Origin of the sequence: Wukongibacter baidiensis, assembly GCF_050888315.1 — a bacterium.
Classification (GTDB): Bacteria; Bacillota; Clostridia; order Peptostreptococcales; family Caminicellaceae; genus Wukongibacter; species Wukongibacter baidiensis.
This window is the reverse complement of record NZ_CP138202.1, coordinates 5,012,843-5,038,790: the sequence shown is the minus strand read 5'-3', so window position 1 is coordinate 5,038,790 and position 25,948 is coordinate 5,012,843. Positions and strand designations below refer to the sequence as shown.

Here is a 25,948-nt window from a genome sequence, read left to right as displayed (position 1 = left end):
TGCAAGATACTCTCTATTCATTGGTAATTATTTCATATGTCTCACAAAAAAAAGACCAGTTAGAATGTTATATCTAACTCGCCTCTTTAAATGTTATTTATACTACTTATGTACTCTAATACGTTTTTAGCATGCAACTCCATGAAGTAGTTTCTAATTATAGAGATTCCAGTCAAAACTTTAATTTATACATATCAAAACTCCCTATAAATATCGGATATTTTGATATGTATAAATTTTTTAAGATTTACTTGTAACTATATATCTGATATTTTAAAGTATAGCACAGATATTTTGAGAAAAACGGCACACTTGCGGTAGTTTTGCGGCAATTTTTCAGCAGATTTTTTTCCTAAGTTTTATCTCAATCAATAAAAAACAAGTCTATCAGCCAAACCCACTATTTCTCTAAATGGATTCGGCCGACAAACTTGTATTATGAGAAGGAAAAGGAAAATTGGAGAAGGGTTATATATAATCCCCATCCCTAGTTTTCATTTTGCTAATCTTGGAGAAAAAATTTCTACTATTCTCCTCCAAGAAACTATCTTAAACACCCTTCTCCATTATCCCTTCTCTTATGTCTATTCTTTAAGATACTAATCTACATTACTCCTATCCTTATAGTGGGTATGAAGGAGTTCATGGGATTTATGACCTAGAGGTTTAATTAGAAACTCCTCATACAAGGTATTTACAACAGGATTTTCATGGGACTTTCTAATTTGTGATTGTATATCAACCTTGTATATTGCTTCAATTCTCTTTTCTTTGGTAGCGTTAGTTCCTCTAGGTTGGCCACCGCCGCCTATACATCCACCAGGACAACACATAACCTCTATGAAATGATAGTCTGCTTTGCCTTCCTTAATCATTTCTAAAATCATTCTGGCATTCTTAAGACCATTGACTACGGCTACCTTAACGTCTACCTCTCCAACCTTCACGGTGCTTTCCTTAAATCCATCTATTCCTCTTAAACCTTTGAAGTCTATATCTTCAAGTTCTTCACCGGTAACTACTTCATAGACTGTTCTAAGGGCTGCCTCCATAACACCACCGGTTGCACCGAATATAGCTCCGGCTCCAGTAGTTATGCCAAATGGAGCGTCGAACTCCTCTTCTTCAAGGCTTGCTATATTAATTCTTGACTGCTTAACAAGCTTAGCTAGTTCCCTAGTGGTTATAACGAAATCTACATCTCTGTATCCACTATCATCCATTTCATCTCTAACTGCTTCGGCCTTCTTTGCAGTACAAGGCATGATCGATACTACAACTACATCCTTTGATTCAATATTAAATTTCTCTGCATAATAGGTTTTAGCTAAGGCTCCAAACATCTGCTGTGGTGACTTACAGGTTGAAAGATGATCTAAAAGCTCTGGATAGAAGTATTCTATAAATCTTATCCATCCTGGACTACAGGATGTAATCATAGGAAGCTTTCCACCGGTATTTATCCTATGTAGAAGTTCGTTTCCTTCCTCTATAATAGTTAGGTCAGCGGTAAAGTTAGTGTCGAACACCTTATCAAAACCAACCTTTCTTAAAAAACTAACTATTTTTCCAGTTACTATACTTCCGGGCTCCATTCCAAATTCCTCTCCAAGGGCCACACGAACGGCAGGAGCCATTTGTACTACCACATGCTTATTTGGGTCCTCTAAGGCTTCCCAAACATCATCTACATTACTCTTTTCATATATCGCACCTACTGGACAAACGTTTATACATTGACCACAATAGGTACATTTAACATTCTTTAATTCCTTATCGTAGGCAGTTCCTATCTTTACGTCACAGCTTCGATTTATATTGTAAATAGCACCTATTCCTTGGACTTCATTACAGGCTTCTACACATCTACCACATTTTATACACTTGCTTTCGTCCCTCACAATAGAAGGATTCGTATCCTTAATAGGTAAAAGCTCTACGACCTTATCAAATGGAATAGTATCTATGTTGTGTTCTTCACATAGGGTCTGCAATTCACAATTTCCATTTCTTACACAGGTTAGGCAATCACAATTGTGATCTGCAAGTATTAACTCAAGGATAGTTTTCCTTGCTTCTCTCACCTTTTTAGTGTTTGTCTTTATATTCATACCTTCCCAAACTGGAGTACAGCAAGCTGCTGAAAATGTCCTCTGCCCTTCAACTTCAACGATACAAACTCTACAATTCCCCTTAATTCTTTGGTCTGGATGATAGCATAGGGTAGGAATATCAACATGCACTTTCCTAGCTGCTTCAAGTATAGTAGTCCCTTCCGGTACTTCCACTGCTGTTCCATTAACATTTACAGTTATATATTTCATCTAGATTCCTCCTTCCCCTCTGGATTACATACTCCTGATCTACAGTAACCCTTTAAATGTTCCTCGTACTCATCACCAAAATACTTGAGAGTAGTAAAGATGGCTGTTGGCGCTGCCTGACCCAAACCACAAAGGGAAGCTTCCTTCATTATCTGAGATATATTTTCCAAAAGTTCTAAATCTCTCTCGCTGCCTTCTCCATTTTGAATTCTATCTATTATTTTAATTATGTGTCTATTTCCTTCTCTACAAGGAGTACACTTTCCACAGGATTCATGTTTAAAGAATTCCATGGTGGTTTTCATAAAGTCTAATATACATGTCGATTCGTCAACCACAAGGATAGCTCCTGAACCGAGTCCTATGTCATAGTTTTTAAGTTCTTCGAAATCTAACCTGATATCTAGTAAACCTTCTGGGATGCAAGCACCCGAAGAACCTCCTAATTGAACGAATTTTAATTTTTTATCCTTCTCAATACCTCCACAGATATCATATACAACTTCTCTTAGGGTGGTTCCAAATTCAATCTCAAATACGCCCTTATTAACTACATTTCCAGATACGGATATTAGCTTCGTTCCACTGCTGCTTTCTGTTCCATATTGTCTATATTTTTCTGCACCATACTTTAATATGAGTGGTATGTTTGCTAAGGTTTCTACGTTGTTTACAAGGGTAGGTTTTCCCCATAATCCCTGACTTGGAGGATACGGTGGTTTAAATCTAGATCTTCCTGGATTTCCTTCGATAGACTCTATTAGAGCCGTTTCTTCACCACATACGTAGGCCCCTGCTCCAGATCTTATATCAATATCAAAGCTAAAGTCTTGACCCAGTATATTATTACCTAGATAACCTTCATTTCTTAGATTTTCAACGGCCTTTATTAGTATTTCTTTCGTTTTAGGATACTCTCCCCTTATATAGATATATCCCTTAGAAGCCTTTGTTGCATATGCCGCGATAATCATTCCTTCAATTATTTGAAGTGGACATCCATCTAATAGAATCTTATCCTTAAAGGTTCCTGGCTCTCCTTCATCGGCATTACAAATCACATATTTTACGTCGCTATCTTCTCTAGCTACAAAATTCCATTTTAATGCTGTAGGAAAGGCTGCTCCCCCTCTACCCTTAAGCTTCGAATCCTCAACGGTTTTTATAACCTCATTTGGTTTCATTTTTAAGATAGCATTTTCAAGTCCTTCAAATCCACTATTATCTCTATATTCCTTTATAGAAAGGGGACTTATTTTTCCACATAATTTTGAAACAAAGTTTACCATCTATTTCTCCTCCTTTCTTAAGGAGTTTATAATATCATATATCTTTTCCTTGTCTAGGTTTCCATAGACTTCATCATTTATTTTTACTGCCGGTGCCTGGTCACAGGCTCCAATGCAGCTAGTATATTCTAGAGAAAATAATCCATCCTCGGTTATTTCACCCATTTTTATTCCGAGGGCAGCTTCAAAGGTTTTAGCTACTTTCTTGGAATTCTTTACGTAACAGGGTCCACTATTGCAGATTTGAATAACGTATTTACCTCTTTTTTTAGTAGATAACATCGAGTAGAACGAGGCCACCCCAAAGGCCTTACTTATTGGCACATCAAGCTCCCTTGAAATAATCTTAAGCTCTTCTTCCGTTATATAATTCTCCTCTGATTGATTTTGTACTTCGAGAAGTACCTCAATAAGTTTATCTGGCGTATTTCCAACTCTTTTTATAATATCAATTGTTTTTTCACCCTTATTCATATCGCCTTACCCCCTTTACATTTCTAAAAGCCATTCATCTACGTGCTCATTGTACATGGTATGGGAAACAATTATTCTTCTTGCCTTTTTAGCTGTAACAAATTCGTAGGTATATCTCTCTCCATCTGGCATATATATATCTAGTATTGGCTCCTTAGAGCAAAGTCCAGCACATCCAGTAGTCTCAATTATCACATTATCAAATTCTCCTTCAGTTACCACCTCCTGTAGTGCTCTAAGCACTTCATTTGCCCCCACGCTTACACTGCACATAGAATAATTTAAAACTGCTCTTATGTTTCCTTTTCTTCTATTGTCTATAGCTTCTTCAGCTTTCTCTCTCAAATCATTATAAATATCCATATAACTCATACTGTAATCCTCCCTTTTTATTAGTTACTTCCTTATATCGCATATACCGTGCCAAATTATGTAAACTGCTTGTCCCTTTTTAATTTTTTTATGAGATTTAAAATTTTTGCTGATTTTAGCCATTATCAAAGGATTTGATCAACAAAAAAAAGCGTCCTTACACGCTTTTTTAATTAAATCCTTCAAGATTAATCTACTCTTCCTTCATGCTCACAACTAAAAAAGCGCCCTCTGGACGCTTTTAATGCACATTTGCATTTAATTATGCTTTAATGCATTACTCTTTAGATATTTTTGTATCTTTCTAACAATAGTAGATTGATTTACACCTAATGCATTGGCCATTTCATAGGTGGTACTATATCTTTTATATACCTTTTCAATCAACTTCTTTTCTAATATTTCTGTTGCTTCTTTTAAAGGCATTATTCCTTCCAGCTTTATCTTTTCAGTTGAGTTATCTTCTTCCAATAAGAATATTGGTAAATCCTTTTCTTCTATTAACTCCTTATTAGTTGTTACAATAAGTCTTTCTATGATATTCTCTAACTCCCTTATGTTTCCTGGCCAGCTATAGCTTAAAAATATCTTTTCTACAGCCGATGTAATATCTTTATTGCATAAATATTTCTTATTGAAAATGCTTATAAAGTGATGACATAAAGGTAGTATATCGGATTTTCGTTTTCTTAGGGGGGGAATTTCTAAGGGAACTACATTTAGTCGATAATATAAATCGGCTCTAAACTCTCCATCTGCAACCATCTTTTTCAAATTCTTATTTGTGGCAGCAATAATTCTTACATCAACATCCCTTTCTATCACACCACCAAGTCTAGTCAATCTTCTCTCTTGAATTACTCTTAGTAATTTAACTTGTAAATTTAATGGCAAATCTCCAATTTCATCGAGAAATAGGGTCCCCTCATGGGCTAGCTCTATAAGTCCATACTTTCCCTTTCTATTGGCACCTGTAAAGGCTCCTGTTTCGTATCCAAAGAGCTCAGATTCTATAAGATTCTCAGGTATGGCACCACAATTTATCTTGATAAAGGATCTTTCCTTTCTTTTGCTGAGCTTATGGATGAAGTTTGCGACAACCTCTTTTCCAACCCCGGACTCACCTAGAATAAGAATGGTTGAGTCCACCCCGGCTACATTGCTTGCCGTTTGAAGTATATTTCCAAATTCAATGCTGTTAGCTACTATATTTTCGCTATGGAAGTTTAAATGATCTATTTTTTTTTCTTTTTCATAATATTTTTCAAGCCTCATGGTTTCTTCTAATTGCTTCCTTAATTTGTTTAACTCGTCTATATCTCTTATATTTGTAACTACCCTGTTTATGTTGCCATCTTCATCAAATATAGGGGTACCAGTTGCTAGAAATCTTTTTCCATTTGATGAATTTTGAATAAATGATACTCTTCTTTTTTCCTTCAGCGCTAGAAGTGTTGCTGAAGGAAATATAACTCCTTCTTCCTCCATACCTATTACTAGTTCATCATGCTCCTTCTTCTCGTATCCAACCATTTTAATCCATGCAGTATTAATCTTTAGTACCTTTCCATCGCCATCGGTCACAACTATACCATCGTAGGAGGACTCAATTATTGTCTCTAGTTCATCCTTGAGGGTTTTTATTTCTGTATACCTATCGGATATCTCTTCTATAAGCTTTGTCTTTTTAGATATTAAATATGGAAGACACATATCCAGCTCTGCTATTCCCTGACCTACGGCTATGGCTTTATCTCTACATGTGGTATATCCACATGCTCCACAGTTTAGTTCATCCTCTTTGCATAGCTTATTTGTCATTTCTAGAATTTTTTGTATCTCATCTTCCGATGGAAAGGGAAGTATACTCCTTCTATTTCTAAACTTTCTCGATAAATCCACTTCATAATCAAAGTTTACCTTCTCTTTAGCAGTAGTATCATAAAACTCATATATCTCATTCATTTTTTCATAATGATTTGTATCATTGTTAATTTTAGGTCCTTCTATACACCCATCACACATCAAGCAGTCTACTATTTTTGCAGATATCTTTTCCTTTGATATAAGAGTTAATAAATCTAGACACTCTTTGTCATTTGCTACACAGGTATACTCATTTTTCTTTAATTCCTTTAAAACACCCAGATTGTACATCATCCCGCCATCAATTGGAAATAACCTTCCAGTTGAACATTTAGGACTATCAAATTCTTCTTCCTTAGCCTTATTAATATCTATATCCTTTTCAATAAGAATCTCCTTTAATTCCTCAAAGGTCAGTGCTGAGTTAATTATCCCTTTAAATTGAGGTTCCATAGCTTCAGCTTTCTTGGCTATACATGGACCTATGAAAATTATTTTTAAATCGTCATCCTTTTTTTCTTCTCTTATAATCTTTCCTGCAGATATCATAGGTGATGCAAAGGGTAATAAATTTTCTATAAGTTCAGGATAATGTTTTTCAATCATATTAACAAAGGCTGGACAAGTGGTACACAGGTAGGTTTTATCTAGATTTTTTCGTACAAACTCATCAATTTGCTTTGACAAAACCTCTGCACCTACAGCAACTTCCCAAATTTCTGTAAAGCCAAGTTCCTTTAAAGCTCCTACTATTTTCTTATATGGATGGGGATAGAAGCTGCTTACGAAAGAAGGTGCTAAACAGGCAATAACATTTTTATTTTCTTTTAAAATATTTAACGCTCTAGATTTGCTGTCTATAACTACCTTTGCATTTTGAGGACAGCTTTTTACGCATTTTCCACAGTTTATACATCTAGAATGGAGGATTTTAGCTTGTCCGTTCTTTATTTGTACAGCATTTACAGGACAATTTCTTATACATGAATAACACTGCTTACATTTCTGTTCGGTTACGCTAATAATGTCTTGAATAACCCTCACCCCTTTACTTTTGAAGTTGCAAGTTGCATGTTTTAAGTTACAAGTTTTATAGCCATTTTTTTAGTCAAAAAGTAATCTCTATAAAATAATATGCCATACCTATATAAGTATGACATTTTATGGTAAAGTCTTTTATGCGTGTTTTTAGACTGTAGTAAAACTCAAAAAAAATGATCGCAGACTCTTTCCTGCGATTAATAGAATATATTTTGACTTGCAACTTGTATCTTCAATTTTTCAGGAGTCCATCCATTTTATTAGTTCATCATATTTATTCTCAGCATCCTTGTAGCCTAATTGATATAGTGCCTCTATTTTTTTTGTATTTCTATCGAAGGTTCTTAGTTTAAAATATGTACTTGGTCTAATTATAAATACTTGTCCCTTATCTTCAAGGTCATTTATATAGTCTATTGTTTCATCATATAGTTTATGAGAATTTAAAATTGCTTCGGTTAACTTCATATAATCAGGGTAGATCCTCTTTGCTATCCATTTCATTTTAAAGGGCCTTTGAATATATCCGTCTTCATTGGTTAATACAATTACATTCTTCTGATTTCCATCTTTGATGGCTTTTTTTATAGGAACGGGATCAGCAATCCCTCCATCTAGTAAATTCATTTTTTGAAATTCAACGGCCTTTGTTAAGAATGGAACACTACTTGAGGCTTTTATTGCAGTTATAATATCATCACATTCATCCTTATCTATATAAATGGGACCTCCAGTGCAGCAATCAGTAGCAGTTACAATAAGCTTACCTGTACTATTATTAATTTCCTCAAAGTTAAAGGGTTCAAGCTCATTTGGTATTTTATTAAATATAAGGTCCATCTCAAGAATACTGCCCTTTGTCACTAAGTTTTTATAGCTTATACACTTGTTGTCGGCAATATAGCCCACACAAATTTTTTTGCCCAATCCTCTTTGTTTTCCCATATATGCTATTGCATTACATGCTCCAGCTGATACTGCTATAGTATAAGGGAAATATAAATCTCTATCCATAAAAAAGTCTAATACACCTGATGTATAAACGCCTCTCATGCCTCCGCCCTGTAACACTAGACCTATATTTTTCATGTCATCACCTTAGTTTTATTTTTATTTAAATTTTTGACACTATTTCCCTTGAGTATTCATAATATGATAATGTTAAATTCTGGAGGATGTTATAATTTTAAAATGGTATAATATAGATGTGTGATTCTTAATAAGGTGGGCAAAAGAAATGATTATTAAAAAAACTCTTACTGTGCTTTTAATCATAATTTTACTTTTAATTGTTGATATATATTTTGAAGTCAACTATGCAAAAATAGAAAATATAGTGTTAAAATCAAAAAAGCTTCCTAAGGGTAAAACCCTCAAGATACTACATATTTCAGATGTTCATAATAAGAAGTTTTCTGGTAAAACTAGAAACTTGCTAAACGATATTAAAAAGTTAGATCCCGACATTATTGCTCTTACTGGGGATATAATTGATGGAAGGACTACAGACTTTAAAAATATTTATCATCTAACGGAAGAATTAGTTAAGATAAATGCTTCTACTTATTTTGTATCTGGTAATCATGAGTGGAGAAATCCAAAGACTAAAGAATTCATGAAAGGCCTTAAGAAAAGAAATATAAAAATTATAAATAATTCGAATGAGATTATTACTAAGGATACTTTTTCAATAAACGTTTGCGGTATCGATGATCCCTATACAAACCATGATGATACCGTTAAGGCTTTTAATAATATTAGCAAAAGTAATTTCACATTATTACTTTCCCATTCACCTAATATTGTATTAAAGAAAAATAATTTACCCTGCGATCTAGTTCTATGCGGCCATACCCACGGAGGACAAATCCGCCTTCCGTTTATAGGTGGCCTTATTGCTCCAGGACAAGGATATTTTCCAAAATACGATAAGGGTATTTATAGGATTGACAATGATACAGTGCTATATATCAATAGTGGGTTCGGAACTAGTTCTCTTCCAATTAGATTTCTGAATCGAAGCCAAGTTAGCTTAATTACATTGACAGGAGAATAGAATATAGAGATTTCAAGTAAATCCCATACTAGGAGATGAATTATGTCAAAAACTAATAGAATAGATTGTTTTAAATGTAAATTTTTTTATGTAACATGGGATCAAAATAATCCAAAGGGCTGTAAGTATTTTGGCTTTAAAACTAAGCTAATTCCTTCTATGGCTGTCCTCAGTAGCTCTGGAAAGGGATGCCAAGCTTTTGTGGACAAGAATAGCAAAAAAGTATAGTCGCACTTCGAGAGCTTAATTTCTAGGATATAGAAAGCTTCGTCTTCCAATTGTAAAATTTTACATAATGCTATTTTGCATATATTTTTATGTATTGACCATAATATATAGTGTCGGGGACATGACGGTTGAGCCAAGATCTATATATGCTCCTTAATAGGGGGTGTTTATGGGTCGGCCAAAGATTGTATATTGGTCTTGTTTGGCGAGTATGCAGTCGGAGGGAAGATTCTATATGGTTGGGAAAGGTTGTATTACGGTCGTACTTTGTATTATCGTAATAGGATCCCAACCTATCATATAGGGTCGAGCTAAGATTCTCTATGGTGTCGACGTAGTATTCTGGTGATCTAGGGTACTGCCAATGATTCTATGCAGTCGAAAGATTGTCTAGGGTTGTTAAGATATCATGTAGGGTCGAACGAACCATCATTATAGGTGGTGACCTTGCTCGTGCTTAGTCGAAAGATTAATCTCGGGTGATAAGTTATCTATAATGGTGCGAGGTAGATCGTTATGTTCTCGCCTCTTTTTTTGCTTTTTTGTTGGAAATTTTTTCATGATCCTATTTGGGATATATTTTCTCATATTGACCATACTATATAATGTCGGGGATATAACGGTTGAGCCAAGACTTATATATGCTCTTTAAAAAGGGGTGTATATGGGTCGGCCAAAGATTGTATATTGGTCTTAAAGGGCTGGTATGCAGTCGGAGGGAAGATTCTATATGGTTGGGAAAGGTTGTATTACGGTCGTACTTTGTATTATCGTAATGGGATCCCAACCTATCATATAGGGTCGAGCTAAGATTCTCCATGGTGTCGACGTAGTATGCTGGTAAATCTAGGATATTGCCAATGATTCTATACAGTCGAAAGATTGTATAGGGTTGTTAAGATATCATGTAGGGTCGAACGAACCATCATTATGGGTGGTGACCTGCTTAGTTGCGGTCGAAAGATCGTAGTTAGGTACTAAGCTATCTATAATGGTGCTAGGTAGATCGTTATGTTCTCGATCTATTTTTTGTCTATAGTGATGCGAATGCCGATATTATACTTGAAAATAGTCCTAAAACCATAAGTGCAGCTACAGTAATTGCAACAGTTTTCTTTGTTCTTTGATTCATAATTATTCCGCCTTTCTTAATATAATTTTTTACATAATATACTCTGAGTATATTATACCAAATGCTTGTATTCATATCTATATAAGTTACGAAAAATCTATTACATTCCAAAAATTTACCATCCTCAGAAGAGCTGGCTGTCAAATCTCCAGAATGTGAGATATTTATCATATTATATCTATTAAATTTCTGCATTATCTCTAATTTCTATCTAAGATTCTTCTGGTGTCCTAGTTCTAGATACGTATCCATTTTTTTACTTCATATATATATTCTCTATTCTTAGTAACTAAAAAGTATGTGCATTTTTCTTCCTAGTTATAATATTTATTAACTAGAATAGAGCTAATATAACCAAGATAGCAACCTATTAAGTTTAGAATTATATCATCTACGTCGAATACGCCAACCCTAAGTACTAGTTGCATAGTTTCCGCACATAGAATGAGGAGTAAAGAAGTAGTCATAACTATCAGTGTCTTTTTCTTTCTTCTCAATATAGTAGAAATCAAAAACCCTAGTGGTATAAACACTATAATATTTCCTAAAATATTATATAGCACAACTTCTAAATTATTACTCTCAAAATATATGACAAAATTAATAATCGTTCTAAATGGAATCAAATTATATTGCGGGACATTACTCTTTACTCGATATACATCACTATATGCGAAAAAAAACATTCGCCATACCAGAAAAGATAGGTATACTAGTAAACCTATTGAAGGTACTAGATGACTTATTTTTTCTTTTTTCCAAAGTTTTCTATCCATTGTTAAGCTCCAGTCTATGAAAATAGCTGCGAATAGTGCTTTAGATTACTGAATTTTTCAAAAGGCTAAGGAACGATTATAAACCATTCCCAAGACTGTTGGCAGACCTGAATTTCTTCGTTGTTGCTTCAAGCAAGAACCCTTACGTATATCTATATACGCTGCAGTCTCTTGCTTTCAGCACGCCTCGAACTTCAGCTTTCTCAAAAGTCTATCATCTTGTTGACTTTGTCAACAAGATGAGGAACGATTATAAACCGTTCCCTAGTACCTGAATCCCATAATTATTCTCTATATATTTTATCCATTCATATTGTATATCTGTAGTGGACTTATTGTATACCTTATCAAAGGCATTATCTATCTCCTTATCAGAAGGCTTATTAGGTAATATTTTAAATAATTCTCTAAATTGTTTTACAGAATATCTTTTTAATAGAAAGTTTACAAAAGAACCATTTTTCATATAATCATTTCCACCCTTGAAGTCCTTAAGCAATGCCTTTAGATCTGGTGACTTCCCTTTTCCTTTAATCATTAACTCAAGAATTAGGTCATCAGCTGGTCTGTCTAAGGCTTTTGAACCTTCGTTACTATTGCGTTCAAAATAAACTGCTAAACCTTCTCCAAGTGAAATATTGAAGTTTGGATTAAACTCAAACTCCACTGCATGACAGGTTTCATGAAAATCAAAGGCTCTACCTAAGGAATAAATTGCATTTGTCTCAGAGTTATAGGTTCCAAGGGCATAACGATCCCTAATATTATATGCTAACTCATATATTTCTTCAGGATATGTACAAATATTGTATTCAATTTTCCCATTTACTTTTACACTAAAGAACTCTTCGATTTCACTTAGTTTCTTTTCTTGAAGCATGATTTCTGTACGTGATATTTCTATGCCTTCCTTATGCTTATACATCATTCTATCGGTCTTATTAGTTATCCATTTTTCACCGGAAGCCTCTTCTAACTTTACACTTAACCTTTTATTATTAGAATCAAAATTTTTATATATAGTCAGCGGTTTGTATCCTTTTTTTGTTAAGCTTATTTTATATTCCCCTGGAAATACTCCCGAAATCTTAAACTCTCCAAATTCATTTGTTACATATATATATCTGTTGTTTTTATTACTAATAGAAGTCATATTTATATATGTCTTTTCTCCTTTATTCTCATCATTATAGATGTCGGTTATTTTACCTTCTATTGTAATAGCATCTCTAGAGGACACATATCCTATCGTTCTAATTACTTCTAAATTTTTGAGATTCAATAATGCTGAAAGATCTTGTATCCTGTTATTATATAGCTTTAAGATCCTTAAATTAATATTGTTTTTCAATGGATTTATATCATAGATTAGATTCTCCGATATATTCAGTTCCCTTAAATTAGTTAAAGTAGAAATACTATCAATTGCCTTAATACGATTTTTTTGCAAAAATAACTTTTCAAGCTTAGTATTTTCCTTTAAAGGTTCAACATTCTGTATTACATTATTGCTTACATCTAGGTATTTTAAGCTTCCTAATGATGTTAGAGGACTGAGATCGCTTAGATTGTTGTGTGATAAGGACAAAGTAGTGAGATTTTGCTTATCACTTACGGCTCTAACATTGTAGATATTGTTTTCATCTGCAAGTAATTTTACTAATCCATTAATGTTAACCAATGCATCTAAACTGATTATTTTATTAGAATTCAGATTTAAATATTCTAATTTTCCCATTCCTTCTAATGGGTTGATATCTGATATATTGTTTTCAGATAAGGTAAGTAGCTTTAATTCATTTAGGTCTCTAAGTGGTTCAATATTGCTTATCTTGTTATAGTCAAGTCGTAATCTTTCCAGATTTTTGAGATTGGCTAGTGGGCTTATGTCTCTTATCTCATTTCTCATTAGATAAACACTCTTAAGATTTGTCATATTGCTTAAAGCATTTACATCACTTATTTTATTATTTAGCAAATTTATGTTCTCAAGATTGCTTAAATTAGCTAATGGTCCTATGTCTTTAATTTCATTATATGCTAATCTCAATCTATTAAGCTTTGTAAGTCCACCTATGTATTTTATATCTGTTATCCTATTGGACCATAAACAAAGGTACTCCAGTTCATTTAGATTAGCTAATGGGCTTATATCTGTTAATCTATTACTTCCAAGTCTTAATGCCTTTAGATTATAAAGTTCTTTTAGCGGCTCAATATTTTCAATTTTATTGCTATCCAAATCCAATATTTTTAAATTTCTAAGCCCCTTTAAGGAAGTTATATCTCTTACATTGTTTTTCCAAAGGTTTAAGGCTTTAAGTTTTTCAAGCCCAGCAAGGTGAGTAATATCGGTAATGCTATTTTCCTTTAAAAATAGCTCCTCTAAATTAGTTAGATATTGTATCCCTTCTAAGTTTGATATATTTTTTTTATTTACATGTAGCTTCTTTATATTTTCAACATCCTTAAGTAAGATTTCCCCCTGTGGTTTATTTATTATTTCGCGAATAGCTAGTTCAAGGTTCGTATCAGAAAATTTAATACTCCCTATCTCCGTTTGAAGGTTGACCCCTACCTTCTCCTCACCGTATATTGGTATAAGTGTTAGACATATAATTGCCACAATCATAAAAATAGATAATATTCTTTTCACCTTTCTTATCCTCCCTTTTATTCCCATGAAAATTTCATAATATGACCTTATTTCTCGATAAATTATAGAGTGCTCCTAGTAAAAATCTTATTCTATACATACCCTCAGTATTTCCGGGAGTTTTGGATGTATATAAATTAGTAGCTTTACTTGAATCTCTATATTATTTTCTTACTACGCATATTTATATTATAATAACTTTTATCATATTTTACAATTATATCCACGGTGTCAAAAAAAATATAAAGATCCTTTACAGGATCTTTTAGGCTGTATATCAATGCCTAATCTCTAGGCTTGTTATAAAGCTTATTTGTAAAACTTACTCTAACTTGGTGTAACATTTTTTAATTTTTGAAAAAGGAAATTAGGTATTCCAATAAATTCCAAGCACATCTTATACATTTCGCCAATTTTCTTTGACTTTGTAACCTTGCTTAATATTTTGTCAAAAGGGATACCATCAAATGTTATATTTACCAACAAAATATCTTCTTCATCAAATTTTTTTTCAGTTACTACACTTAATCCTTCTAAAGAAATATTTAGCATTATTAATTCACAGGAAGAGCTTAATTTTATCGGTTGTCCCTTATGATAATAATTATAAAGATATATTTTTTCAAAGTATTCAATTTTTAATTCTTCTCTTCCACAGTCATTTGCCATTTATCCTATGCACCTCTAATTCTAATCTATTCTAGATAGATATCTTCTACTTCTATAGCTTTCAATAACTCCATAACCTTTACTTTAAAGGTTTGAAGTTCTTCGCTATCAAGAATGTATCTATCATCTGTGTTTTTTTCATTGCTTAAATCTTTAATGGTATCAATAAAAAATTTATCGTGGGCTAAATGTATCTTGTAAAGAATGTCTTGATTGTCCTTTTTTCCCTTTAAGACTACTCCTGGTTTGTTGTCCTTCATATTATCAACATAATCAAAAAACTGTTGTATCGTCAAGCCCATCTTCATTCCCCCCATTAAAACTATCAATCATAGATACGCAATAACAAAGTTTCAAATAAAATCCTATAAAAATTTGTTATAGTTTTTGGCCGCCTATCTATATTGATATATCAAAACTTAGATCCATATTTCTAGTAACTTATTTGTCCTTATGAAAGACAATATAACAATTATATACTAAATACTCTGCAATTAAAAATATATTTTTTTAATATTGGTTCATAGTTCGATAGTACTATAACTGCTTGTATCTAATTTCTATATTACTAATTATATGTCCAAACTGATATTTTAATTACTATTTATTATGATACCCATAAACTACTTAGTTCTACCATTTATTTTAATAAGATATAAATGGCCTTACATATTATATAATAAACTATATCTAATTTCTTTATGAAAATTCAATATAGGTAAATAGTCCTATACATTTATCGGCTATAGGTATAAAGTTTTATATAGTATTTTAAAAAAAGATCTTAACATCTTTTTAACGTTGTTAATAATCTGAGGATAGGCTTTCGCCTATCCTCTGCACAATTTATTTTAATTTGATTAAAAGCTGACCTGATTTAACTTGCTGTCCTTCCGAAACTAATATACTGTCTACTTCACCCGTTACTGTAGACAAAATATTCGTTTCCATTTTCATAGCTTCTATTATAATAAGACTTTGCTTTTCTTCTATATTATCCCCTTCTTTAACAAGTACCTTAGTTATTGTTCCAGGGATAGAAGCTCCAACTTCTTTATTATTGCTAGGGTCCGCCAAAACAGCTATATCAATGTTCTGGGTTTCTCCATAGTTTTTGTCTATTATTCTAATCTCTCTTCTATTTCCATTTACTTCAAAGGCTACATTTCTATATCCTTCTTCATCAATCTTACCAACTTCTAAAAGCTTGATAATTAATATTTTCCCTTCCTCAAGCTCAACTTCACTAATTTCTCCTTCTTTTAGTCCATAGAAGAATACGTGACTCTCAAGATTACTTAGTTCTCCATATTGCTGTAAAGACTTTAAATAATCAGTATATACCTTAGGGTATAGAGCATAGCTTAATATATTTCTAATATTAGCCTTCATATTAAACTCATCTTCTAATTTCTTCCCTATTTCATCGAAATCTACAGGCTCTAATATCTCACCTGGTCTACATGTGATAGGTTCTTCTCCCTTTAAAACTATATCCTGAAGCTCCTTTGGAAAACCTCCAACCGGCTGACCCATCATACCCTTGAAATAGGATACTGCTGAATCTGGGAATGCCAAGTTCTTTCCTTTTTCTAAAATATTGTCCTTCGTAAGTTCATTTTTTACCATAAATATTGCTAAGTCACCTACAACCTTAGATGAAGGTGTAACCTTAACTATATCACCTAAAATCTCGTTAACATCTCTATAGGTCTCTTTTACTTCATTAAATAAGTGACCCATACCAAAGCTGTCTACCTGAGGTCTAAGGTTTGAATATTGTCCTCCTGGTATCTCGTATCTATAAATCTCGGCTGTCCCTGACTTAAGTCCTGATTCATAGGATTCATATACCTTTCTTACATCGGCCCAATAATCTGATAACTTTTGAATATTCATTAAATCTATACCTGTATCATATTCAGTATTTTCTAATGCAGCAACAACTGAATTAAGTGCTGGTTGACTTGTAAGCCCTGCCATAGAATTAAAAGCAGTATCAACTATATCTACTCCAGCCTCAGCTGCCATTAATAGTGTTGCTACTCCATTACCACTTGTATCGTGGGTATGAAGATGAATTGGTATTGAAATCTCCTGCTTAAGTGCTCTAATTAATTTTGTTGCTGCATATGGTTTTAATAGCCCTGACATATCCTTGATACCAAGTATATGTCCTCCCATTTTTTCAATTTGCTTAGCTAAATCAACATAGTACTTTAATGAATATTTGTCACGATTAGTATCTAGAATATCCCCTGTATAACATAAGCAGACTTCTGCTATTTTGTTGGTTTTCAGAACTTGATCCACAGCAACTTCCATTCCCCTTAGCCAATTCAATGAGTCAAATATTCTAAAAACATCTATTCCCTTACTAGAAGCTTCATCAATGAAGGTTCTAATTACATTATCAGGATAGTTTGTATAACCTACGGCATTTGATCCCCTTATAAGCATTTGGAACAATAAATTCGGAACTCTTTTTCTAAGGGCTTCTAATCTTCTCCAAGGGGACTCCCTTAAAAATCTATAGGCAACATCAAATGTAGCTCCTCCCCACATTTCAAGTGAAAATAAGTCCTTTCCATAGGCTGCTGTTGCATCTGCAATCTTAACCATATCCTTAGTTCTAACTCTAGTGGCAATAAGGGACTGATGGGCATCTCTAAAGGTAGTATCCGTTAATAGAAGTTTCTTTTCACCTTTTATCCAATCAATTACACCCTCTACACCCGTTTCCTCAAGAATCTGCTTAGTTCCTCTTAAACCTTCAACGCTAGGAGATTTAGGTACTAACCCAATATCATAATCCTTCTTAGTACCCCTAACCTCATTAACAACCTTCTCACCAATATATCTCAATATCTTCGTTTCTTTATCCTTTTTAGGTCTTATGTCAAATAACTCCGGTGTTTGATCTATAAAATGTGTATCACACTGTCCTTTTAAAAACTGCTCATGATTAAGAACATTTATAAGGAAAGCATCGTTTGTTTTTACGCCTTTAACACTTGTTTCTCTTATAGATCTTACTGCTTTTCTTGCAGCATCTTCAAAGGTTCTGGACCAAGATATTACCTTAACCAATAAACTATCATAGTAAGGTGATATCATGGAACCCGTATATCCATTACCTCCATCAAGTCTTATCCCAAAACCGGAACTTGTTCTGTATACATCTAATCTTCCAGTATCAGGAGCAAAACTGTTTGAAGGATCCTCCGTTGTTACACGACATTGGATAGAATATCCTCTGGTCTTAACAGACTCCTGAGATGGAATACCAATTTCATCAGAATCTAGAGAATATCCCTGTGCAATTAGAAGTTGACTCTGAACAATATCTATTCCTGTAATCATTTCTGTAACTGTATGTTCAACCTGTATTCTTGGATTCATCTCTATGAAATAATGATTTCCATGCTTATCAACTAAAAATTCAGCTGTTCCAGCACTTTCATAGTTTACTTCCCTTGCAATTTTTAACGCATCATTGCATATATTGTCCCTCAGCTCTTCACTAATAGCAATGGCTGGTGCAAATTCAACAATTTTTTGATGTCGTCTCTGAATAGAACAATCTCTTTCAAACAGGTGTACAATATTGCCTTCTTTATCCCCAAGGATTTGAACTTCAATATGTTTAGGTTCCTCTAAGTATTTTTCTATAAATATATCATCTATACCAAAGGCTTTTTTAGCTTCATTCTTGGCACTTTTAAACTCTCTAACTATATCTTCTTCTGAATGAACTATCCTCATACCTCTACCGCCGCCACCTGCAGCAGCCTTTAATATAATAGGATATCCATGCTCTTTAGCAAATATTACTGCTTCATCACCAGAGGCAATAGGCTTATCTACACCAGGTATTGTAGGAACTCCTACTTTCTTTGCTAAAATTTTTGACTTTATCTTATCACCTAGATTATCTATTGTTTCACTGGTAGGCCCTATGAATTCAATTCCTGCCTCCTTACATTTTCTAGCAAAAACAGGATTTTCTGATAGGAAACCATATCCTGGATGTATCGCATCTACTCCTTTTTTAAGAGCAAGTTTTATGATTTCATCCATGCTCAAATAAGCCTCTATGGGCTTCTTCTTTTCTCCTATTAAATATGACTCGTCTGCTTTAGTCCTAAAAAGTGAGTATTTATCTTCCTTTGAATAAATTGCAACGGTTCTTAGCCCAAGCTCCTTACAGGCTCTGAAAACCCTTATGGCTATTTCTCCTCTGTTAGCTACCAATACTTTGTTTATTTCCCCTGCCATTTTCTCCCTCCTCGAATATTTCGCGATAATTAAAATTAAATCAAAGATTTTTTTATTGTTTAATTTAGGGTTGGTTGTTTCTGTTAAAATTTATAGAACAAATTATATATATACATTTTTTGATATATATATAATTTCCTAAATACTCAGAAAATCACGAATGTTTTTAGAGTCTATTATATATATTGTTTGGCTGCATGTCAAGAACTTTAAAACATTAAAATTGTTTATTTTTTAGAAAACTGTTATAAAATTATCATCATTTTGTTTTAATATCAGACCAGAAAACTGTATAAAAAATCACTTTTTTATTGTATATTTATTAACATTAAAGTTTCCTTTATATATGATGTGCTTTTTAAGTTATTTTTATATATTTTGGCAATATATTTTATTGTTCTTCTACTACATACAAATGTACTTTTAAATGTATGAAAAAAACAACAGCCCAATTAAATCTGTTTTTATTTCAAATACTATAATCTATACAAAATTTATCCTAGGTATTAAAATATTTTTGTAAATTATTTTTTATTACTATTATTTATAGTATAATTATTTCATAAAGAATATTTCATAATTGTAACATAATCAAATGCATATACCAATATTAAATTCTACCAAATTAATTTAACTATTTTTTACCCGGACTAAACTTTAGACTAGGAGATACACAATGACAAAATTAAAAAAAATCCTTATTGGATCATTAATTGTCACTTTATCCTCTCAATTTTATATTGACATTTTACTTTCAGATTTCCGTGTTTCATGCGCAATTATAGCCCTTGGCTTATTTTTGTTTTTAAATAGAGATATTTCTCCTATTGTAATGGGCACTGCCGTAGCATTTTCGACATACCTTTGGCGAATAGCAATCTACTTTCTCAGATATGGTAATAATTATGAAGTTATGGGAGCTTATATTCCAGAGATCTTTTTCTTCATTATATATGGTATATTGTTTTCAAGGCTGATCAAAAAAGTCGATACATTAAGTCCACATATTTTTTTCATTATGTTTGCTATGTGTGACTTTACCTCAAATATTATTGAAATCTTAATTAGAATTGTTTATTACGATCATATGTTTTACTTTAGTATCATTACGTCCTTGTTTGTGGTCGCTTTGATTCGCTCTGGAGCAATATGGATTGCTGCAACTGTTACGAAATACTATAAGATGCTTTTACTTAAGTCTGAGCATGAAAAAAGATATAGAAAGCTCCTATGGCTAACAATGATGTTAAAATCAGAGATGTACTGGATGGACAAAAATATGGACAAGATCGAGGAAGTCATGTCCGATGCCTATACACTTTTTGAGGAGATAAGAGATGAAAAAAATCCTGATAAATGGGCGAAACGCTCGGTAAAAATTGCTAGTGATGTCCACGAAGTAAAGAAGGAATACGAGTTAGTTCTTCGTGGAGTACAGGGCATCACCGAAACTCGTTATAAAGATAACGGGATGTATTTTAAAGATATAATGAGTATATTAGAGGAAAAAATGCAAAATGAGATAAGATTTAAGAACCTTGACATTGAGCTTTCAATTGAAAGAGGAGCTGATTTTTATACGGACAAGCATTATCAGCTTATGTCAATATCACGTAATCTAATTATGAATGCCTTTGATGCCCTTGATGGAAATAAAAAGCATTCAAAGATATCACTTGTTCATCGAAGTTTAGATAAAGAACATCTTTTCAAAGTCATTGATAACGGAAGCGGCATAGATAAAAAAGATATGGAATTTATCTTTTCACCGGGTTTCTCCACTAAGATTAATTATGAAACGGGGCACATAAACCGTGGACTAGGTCTTAGTCTTGTCAAGGATATCGTTGAAAATCACTTAAAGGGCCATATAGAAATAGAATCCGTTTTAGGATCTGGAACTTGCTTCAGTATTTATATTCCTAAGGAAGAAATCGAGGTGAATATATGAAGTATTACATAGTTGAAGATGATTCAAACATTGTGAAGATTCTAAGTAAAATTATTTATGATCGAGATCTAGGAGATGTTATAGGTTATTCTTTAGATGGTATTTCTGCTTTAGATGAAATTGTCAATTTGAAGCCTGATATCGTCCTTGTTGATTTATTTATTCCCGAAATGGATGGTATATCTCTAGTAAAGGAAATCAAAAGAAATCACCTAGGTATATCCTTTATTATGATTTCTCAGGTGTCTTCAAAGGATATGGTAGGAAAGGCCTATGAAAGCGGTATTGAATTTTATATTCAAAAACCTGTAAATGCCATCGAAATTCAAAATGTTCTTCTAAGTGTAAAGGATAAACTCGATAGTAAACGTAAATTGAACCAAATCAAAAATCTTTTCGACATTCAGCACGCTTCAGCTAAACAACTTCAAAAACCTAATCATGAAAAAAATCTAAAATATGTTCTTCAAAAAATTGGAGTTATGGGCGAAGCAGGAACACAGGATATTATCGAAATTATTAATTTTTTAATTAATTCAAATGTAAATTTATCTAATTATACAATTAAAGCTATATGTAAAAAGTTCAGCTATAATCCAAAAACTATTGAGCAAAGAATTCGACGTACTGCAATTAAAGGTATGGTTAATTTAGCCCATCTAGGTATTGAAGACAATATGAATGACACCTTTTTGGAATATTCAAGTGGATTATATAACTTTAAAGAAGTTAAAATAGAAATGGATTATATACGTGGTAAAACTAAAGCTCGTGGAAAGGTAAGTATAAGAAAATTTATCGATGGATTGTTCCATTATAGTAATACTCTATAAAGGTTGTCTCAGAATGACGAATTTCTGCGTTATTTAAAATTCAGATGACTTGGCACGTACGTAAGTACTAGCCAAACCACCTAAATTTCAAAACCTTGAACTTCATTCATTCTGAAACACCCTGAGGTCGAACTCATAAGATTCTTTTACGAGACAGCCTTTCAATAGTCTGATTTTTCATAATTTTAGATTTATTTTTGTAGTCTTTTGAAACCTTCTGAAACCTCTCGAAACTCACCTGTTACAATAATGTCAATGGTGAGTGAAAGGAGGAACAAGAAGGTTTTTTAATTTTTTTTTTATTTCTTATACTTATTATAAAGGAGGAGAATTACTAATGGAAGCTTTAAACGCACTTATTGGTAAAATTAATAGTTTTGCATGGGGAGGATTAATGATCTTCTTCCTTGTTGGTACAGGCTTCTTCCTTACTATGGGAACTAGAGTTGTTCAGTTCAGGAAGCTTGGATATGCTTTTAAGTTACTATTCTCCAAAGATCATCAGGGAGAGGGAGATATTACACCTTTCCAGGCATTAATGACTTCTCTTGCTGCAACAATCGGTACAGGTAACATAGCTGGAGTTGCTGGTGCAATTGCAGCCGGTGGCCCTGGTGCTGTATTCTGGATGTGGGTTACAGCTGCATTTGGTGGTGCAACAAAATATGCAGAAGCACTTCTAGCTATAAAATATAGAATTACCAATGAAAAAGGTGAAAAGTCCGGTGGACCTATGTACTACATCAAACTAGGTATGAATGAAAGATATGGTGGAAACTGGTCTTGGTTAGGTTGGTTGTTTGCATTCTTTGGAACATTTGCTGCCTTTGGTATTGGTAACATGGTACAAGCGAACTCAGTTGCTCAATCAATGAAAATATCTCTTGGTATTTCACCGGTAGTATCAGGTGGTATAATTGCTGTAGCTACTGCTCTAGTTATCTTAGGTGGAATTAAGAGTATAGGTAGTGTAACAGAAAAAATAGTTCCTCTTATGGCTGTTATATATATTGTAGGTTCATTAACTATTCTATTTAAAAATGCATCTGCAGTTCCAGCAGCATTCGGCATGATCTTCTCAAATGCATTCTCAGCAAAAGCCGTTGGTGGAGGTCTATTTGGTACAGTTATTAGATATGGTGTTGCTAGAGGTGTATTCTCTAATGAAGCCGGTCTAGGTAGTGCTCCGATTGCCCATGCCGCTTCTACAAACGATGATCCTGTAAGACAGGGAATCATAGGATCGCTAGGTTCTTTCATTGATACTCTTGTTGTTTGCTCTATGACAGCAGTTGTTATCCTAGTATCTGGTCTTGTAACCCTTGACCCTTCTACTGGTGCAATGTCTATTGCAAACGGGTTAAGTGGAGCAGCTCTGACAACAACAGCTTTCGATATGGCATTTCCGGGAGTTGGTGGCTTAGTTGTATCCTTCGGATTGATCTTCTTCGCTTTTTCAACAATTCTTGGCTGGTACTATTATGGATCTAAGTGTCTTGAGTATATTGCTGGTATTAAAGCTGTTAATATCTACAAATACGTGTTTATAGTACTTGTATGGTTTGGTGCAATATTCAAAGTTGGTTTAGTTTGGGATCTTTCAGATACATTCAATGGTTTAATGGCTATTCCAAACCTTATTGGTCTACTTGCACTTAGTCCACTTATCTTTGCTATGACACGTGACAGCGAGAATCAAGATAAAAGTAAAGCTAGCTAATAAATAGTGTATAACTTAATTTTATATATCATAATTTAACTTTTCCAATCCTATCTTTTAGCATTAATATAAATATAGAGAAAGAAGCGCTTTAGTTTAGCGCTTCTTTCTCTATGTTTGAAGTTATTTCTCTTACACATTTATTTTTACCACTTCTAATAGATCTTTCTTTATACAAGTATCAACTGATAGCTGTTTTTCTCCCTTTTCATCGAAATCTATAGTAATTAATCTATCCTTAATAGCCTTTACAATTCCTAATCCAAATTTCTTATGTCTTACTATCGATGTTGGTTTCAGAGGTATATCTGACCCCTTCGTATCTGTGTCATTAGATATAAATGCTTCTATTTCTTTGATAAATCTTGAGGGCTGTACATCTTCTTTATTCTTGTATTCAACGGTTAAAAGTTCCAGATTTTCCTTTGCTCTTGTCATACCAACGTACCATAACCTTCTTTCTTCTTCCAATGACGTGGAATCTCCTATAGAGTCTAGCTTGATACTGTCCTTAGTTGGAATTTGACCTTCTATTAGATCAATCATAAATACCCTTTTGAACTCCAAACCCTTTGAAGAGTGAAGGGTCGACAGGGTTACGGCATTTCCATTTCTATTTTCTCTTGATTCATGCATAGCTCTTTTTAAGTCATTAAGTTTATCAACAAACTCCTGCATTGCATTAGTTCCTCTAGATATCTCTTCTAAAGTATTTAATATATATTTCAGATTATCTATGGAGTATCCGGCAATTTCAGCGTAGCTTCCTAGTCTCTCTTCGTATTTAAAATCATATCTAATAGATCTAATGGCATCTAGTGGTCTTTTTATTCTTAGACTACTAAAATCTCTCTTAAAATTTGCCATGCTTCTTTTCTTAAACTCTTTCATTCCTGGAAATGTTACTATATTGTCAAAAACCGATCTGGCTTGATCTTGACTCCTAAGATATTCAAGTTCCTTCTTAGATATATATGAAAAGAACTTTGTATAAATTGCTTCTAACAAATGAAGACTGGTATCATCGTAGGAAAATCTTACAAAATTCAGAATATCATTTAAAACCCAATGACTGAAGAAATTTCTATGATAATCCTTCATATAAAATGCTATATTCTCTTCATGTAATCTTTGGGCTAATCCTATGCCAGATAGATTATTTCTATATAATATAGCAGTATCTCCTTGGATATTATTTAATTTGATTAAGCCCACAATATAATCTATCTGCTCCTTTTCCGTAGACAGCTTTACTATTTTAACAGGTTCTTTATGATAGTTTTCTGTAAACATGCTTTTAGGATATCTCATAGAGTTATTGTTTATTAATTTATTACTGATATCTACAATGCTTTTACCTGAACGATAATTTCGCTCCATAAATATTACATTCGCATCATGATATCTCTTCTGAAAATCAAGTAAATATCCTGGTTCAGCCCCTCTAAAGCGGTAGATTGATTGGTCATCATCACATACAATGAATAGGTTATTTGCAGGAAAAGCAATTTTCTCTGCTATTCTATTTTGAATAAGTGATGTATCCTGCCCCTCATCTATCATTATATATTTATACTGACTCTGATACTTTTTTAATATATTAGGATTTCTCTCTAAGATATTATTTGCTTCAATAAGCATATCGTCAAAATCTAATAAAATCATGTTGTGTTCATTATTTTTTTTGTATTCCTCATAGGCCACAAAGATTTTGTCAAAGTTTTTAGTTTGAAACTTATAGTCTCTAAAATCCCTTATATCAATCATAAGATTCTTAACAAAACTTATTGAGTTAGAGAGCTCGTCCAATTTATCATCATTAATACTGCTCCTATTTATGCTTCTGTATATTTTTTGTAATATATATCTTTTACTGTGGTGTGTTTTAACACCTTCAATAAGCTCATATTTAATGTTGTTTATATAATAGTAATGTCTAATAATCTTATATGAAAAACTGTGTATGGTAGAGAACTTTATACCATCTGGTATTAATCTTCCATAGGTATCATAGAATCTATCATTCATATCAGTAGCCGCAGCTTTACTAAAGGTAAGGGCAAGGATATTGGAAGGGTTAACCTTATGCTTAAATATCAGGTAAGCAATATGAGCATTCAAAACCGTCGTTTTCCCTGACCCCGGACTAGCTAAAACCAGCACTGGACCATTCTTGTGTAGAATAGCCTCTTTCTGTTTTTCATTAAAATCTATATTGCACTCTCCCTTAAGGAAGTTAAAAAAATCTAAGCTCATTTCCTTCAAGCACCTCCTATGCTATGC

General features: G+C 33.1%; 17 protein-coding genes. 5 read left to right on the top strand and 12 right to left on the bottom strand.

The window, feature by feature from the left end:
- Window positions 1–599 precede the first annotated feature (599 nt).
- The 6 genes from R9X47_RS22685 to R9X47_RS22660 form a co-directional block, all read right to left on the bottom strand.
- Window positions 600–2,324 carry an NADH-dependent [FeFe] hydrogenase, group A6 gene (locus tag R9X47_RS22685; RefSeq protein ID WP_432663362.1) on the bottom strand — a complete coding sequence of 575 codons (1,725 nt, stop codon included), beginning with the start codon at window positions 2,322–2,324 and terminating at the stop codon, window positions 600–602.
- A complete protein-coding gene (locus R9X47_RS22680; RefSeq protein WP_432663361.1) occupies window positions 2,321–3,613 on the bottom strand; it encodes a complex I 51 kDa subunit family protein in 1,293 nt (430 codons plus the stop codon). The genes R9X47_RS22685 and R9X47_RS22680 overlap by 4 nt, the downstream gene beginning before the upstream one ends.
- Window positions 3,614–4,087, bottom strand: a complete 474-nt coding sequence (locus tag R9X47_RS22675; protein WP_432663360.1) for an NAD(P)H-dependent oxidoreductase subunit E — start codon at window positions 4,085–4,087, stop codon at window positions 3,614–3,616.
- 15 nt (window positions 4,088–4,102) lie between these two features.
- Window positions 4,103–4,459, bottom strand: a complete 357-nt coding sequence (locus tag R9X47_RS22670) for a (2Fe-2S) ferredoxin domain-containing protein (RefSeq protein WP_432663359.1) — start codon at window positions 4,457–4,459, stop codon at window positions 4,103–4,105.
- A gap of 258 nt (window positions 4,460–4,717) precedes the next feature.
- The gene (locus R9X47_RS22665; RefSeq protein ID WP_432663358.1) at window positions 4,718–7,369 is read right to left on the bottom strand and encodes a sigma 54-interacting transcriptional regulator; all 2,652 of its coding nucleotides are present in this window, start codon (window positions 7,367–7,369) and stop codon (window positions 4,718–4,720) included.
- Between the two features lie 237 nt (window positions 7,370–7,606).
- Window positions 7,607–8,455, bottom strand: coding sequence for a patatin-like phospholipase family protein (locus tag R9X47_RS22660; RefSeq protein WP_432663357.1), 849 nt, complete (start codon window positions 8,453–8,455; stop codon window positions 7,607–7,609).
- Window positions 8,456–8,603: 148 nt separating this feature from the next.
- Here R9X47_RS22660 and R9X47_RS22655 point away from each other — a divergent pair, with 148 nt between their 5' ends.
- Window positions 8,604–9,422: a metallophosphoesterase gene (locus R9X47_RS22655; protein ID WP_432663356.1), complete on the top strand. Its 819-nt coding sequence runs from the start codon at window positions 8,604–8,606 to the stop codon at window positions 9,420–9,422.
- 42 nt (window positions 9,423–9,464) lie between these two features.
- A complete protein-coding gene (locus tag R9X47_RS22650; RefSeq protein WP_432663355.1) occupies window positions 9,465–9,650 on the top strand; it encodes a uracil-DNA glycosylase in 186 nt (61 codons plus the stop codon).
- A 1,446-nt stretch (window positions 9,651–11,096) separates the two neighbouring features.
- Here the strand turns inward: R9X47_RS22650 and R9X47_RS22645 are convergent.
- The 5 genes from R9X47_RS22645 to R9X47_RS22625 form a co-directional block, all read right to left on the bottom strand.
- Window positions 11,097–11,558 (bottom strand): VanZ family protein, encoded by a 462-nt coding sequence (locus tag R9X47_RS22645; RefSeq protein ID WP_432663354.1) that lies wholly within the window; start codon window positions 11,556–11,558, stop codon window positions 11,097–11,099.
- A 250-nt stretch (window positions 11,559–11,808) separates the two neighbouring features.
- Entirely contained in the window at window positions 11,809–14,214 is a 2,406-nt protein-coding gene (locus tag R9X47_RS22640; RefSeq protein ID WP_432663353.1) for a leucine-rich repeat domain-containing protein, read from the bottom strand.
- A gap of 327 nt (window positions 14,215–14,541) precedes the next feature.
- A complete protein-coding gene (locus R9X47_RS22635) occupies window positions 14,542–14,883 on the bottom strand; it encodes a hypothetical protein (RefSeq protein WP_432663352.1) in 342 nt (113 codons plus the stop codon).
- Window positions 14,884–14,909: 26 nt separating this feature from the next.
- Entirely contained in the window at window positions 14,910–15,185 is a 276-nt protein-coding gene (locus tag R9X47_RS22630; RefSeq protein WP_432663351.1) for a hypothetical protein, read from the bottom strand.
- Between the two features lie 544 nt (window positions 15,186–15,729).
- Window positions 15,730–19,161: a pyruvate carboxylase gene (locus R9X47_RS22625; RefSeq protein WP_432663350.1), complete on the bottom strand. Its 3,432-nt coding sequence runs from the start codon at window positions 19,159–19,161 to the stop codon at window positions 15,730–15,732.
- A 676-nt stretch (window positions 19,162–19,837) separates the two neighbouring features.
- Here R9X47_RS22625 and R9X47_RS22620 point away from each other — a divergent pair.
- The 3 genes from R9X47_RS22620 (at window position 19,838) to R9X47_RS22610 (ending at window position 23,665) form a co-directional block, all read left to right on the top strand.
- Window positions 19,838–21,112, top strand: a complete 1,275-nt coding sequence (locus tag R9X47_RS22620; protein ID WP_432663349.1) for an ATP-binding protein — start codon at window positions 19,838–19,840, stop codon at window positions 21,110–21,112.
- On the top strand, window positions 21,109–21,945 hold the full coding sequence (locus tag R9X47_RS22615; RefSeq protein ID WP_432663348.1) for a DNA-binding domain-containing protein: 837 nt from the start codon (window positions 21,109–21,111) through the stop codon (window positions 21,943–21,945). Before R9X47_RS22620 ends, R9X47_RS22615 begins: the two co-directional genes overlap by 4 nt.
- A 337-nt stretch (window positions 21,946–22,282) precedes the next feature.
- Window positions 22,283–23,665 (top strand): alanine/glycine:cation symporter family protein, encoded by a 1,383-nt coding sequence (locus R9X47_RS22610; protein WP_432663347.1) that lies wholly within the window; start codon window positions 22,283–22,285, stop codon window positions 23,663–23,665.
- A 132-nt stretch (window positions 23,666–23,797) separates the two neighbouring features.
- Here R9X47_RS22610 and R9X47_RS22605 read toward each other — a convergent pair whose 3' ends face one another.
- Window positions 23,798–25,921 carry an ATP-dependent helicase gene (locus R9X47_RS22605; RefSeq protein ID WP_432663346.1) on the bottom strand — a complete coding sequence of 708 codons (2,124 nt, stop codon included), beginning with the start codon at window positions 25,919–25,921 and terminating at the stop codon, window positions 23,798–23,800.
- Window positions 25,922–25,948: the final 27 nt, after the last annotated feature.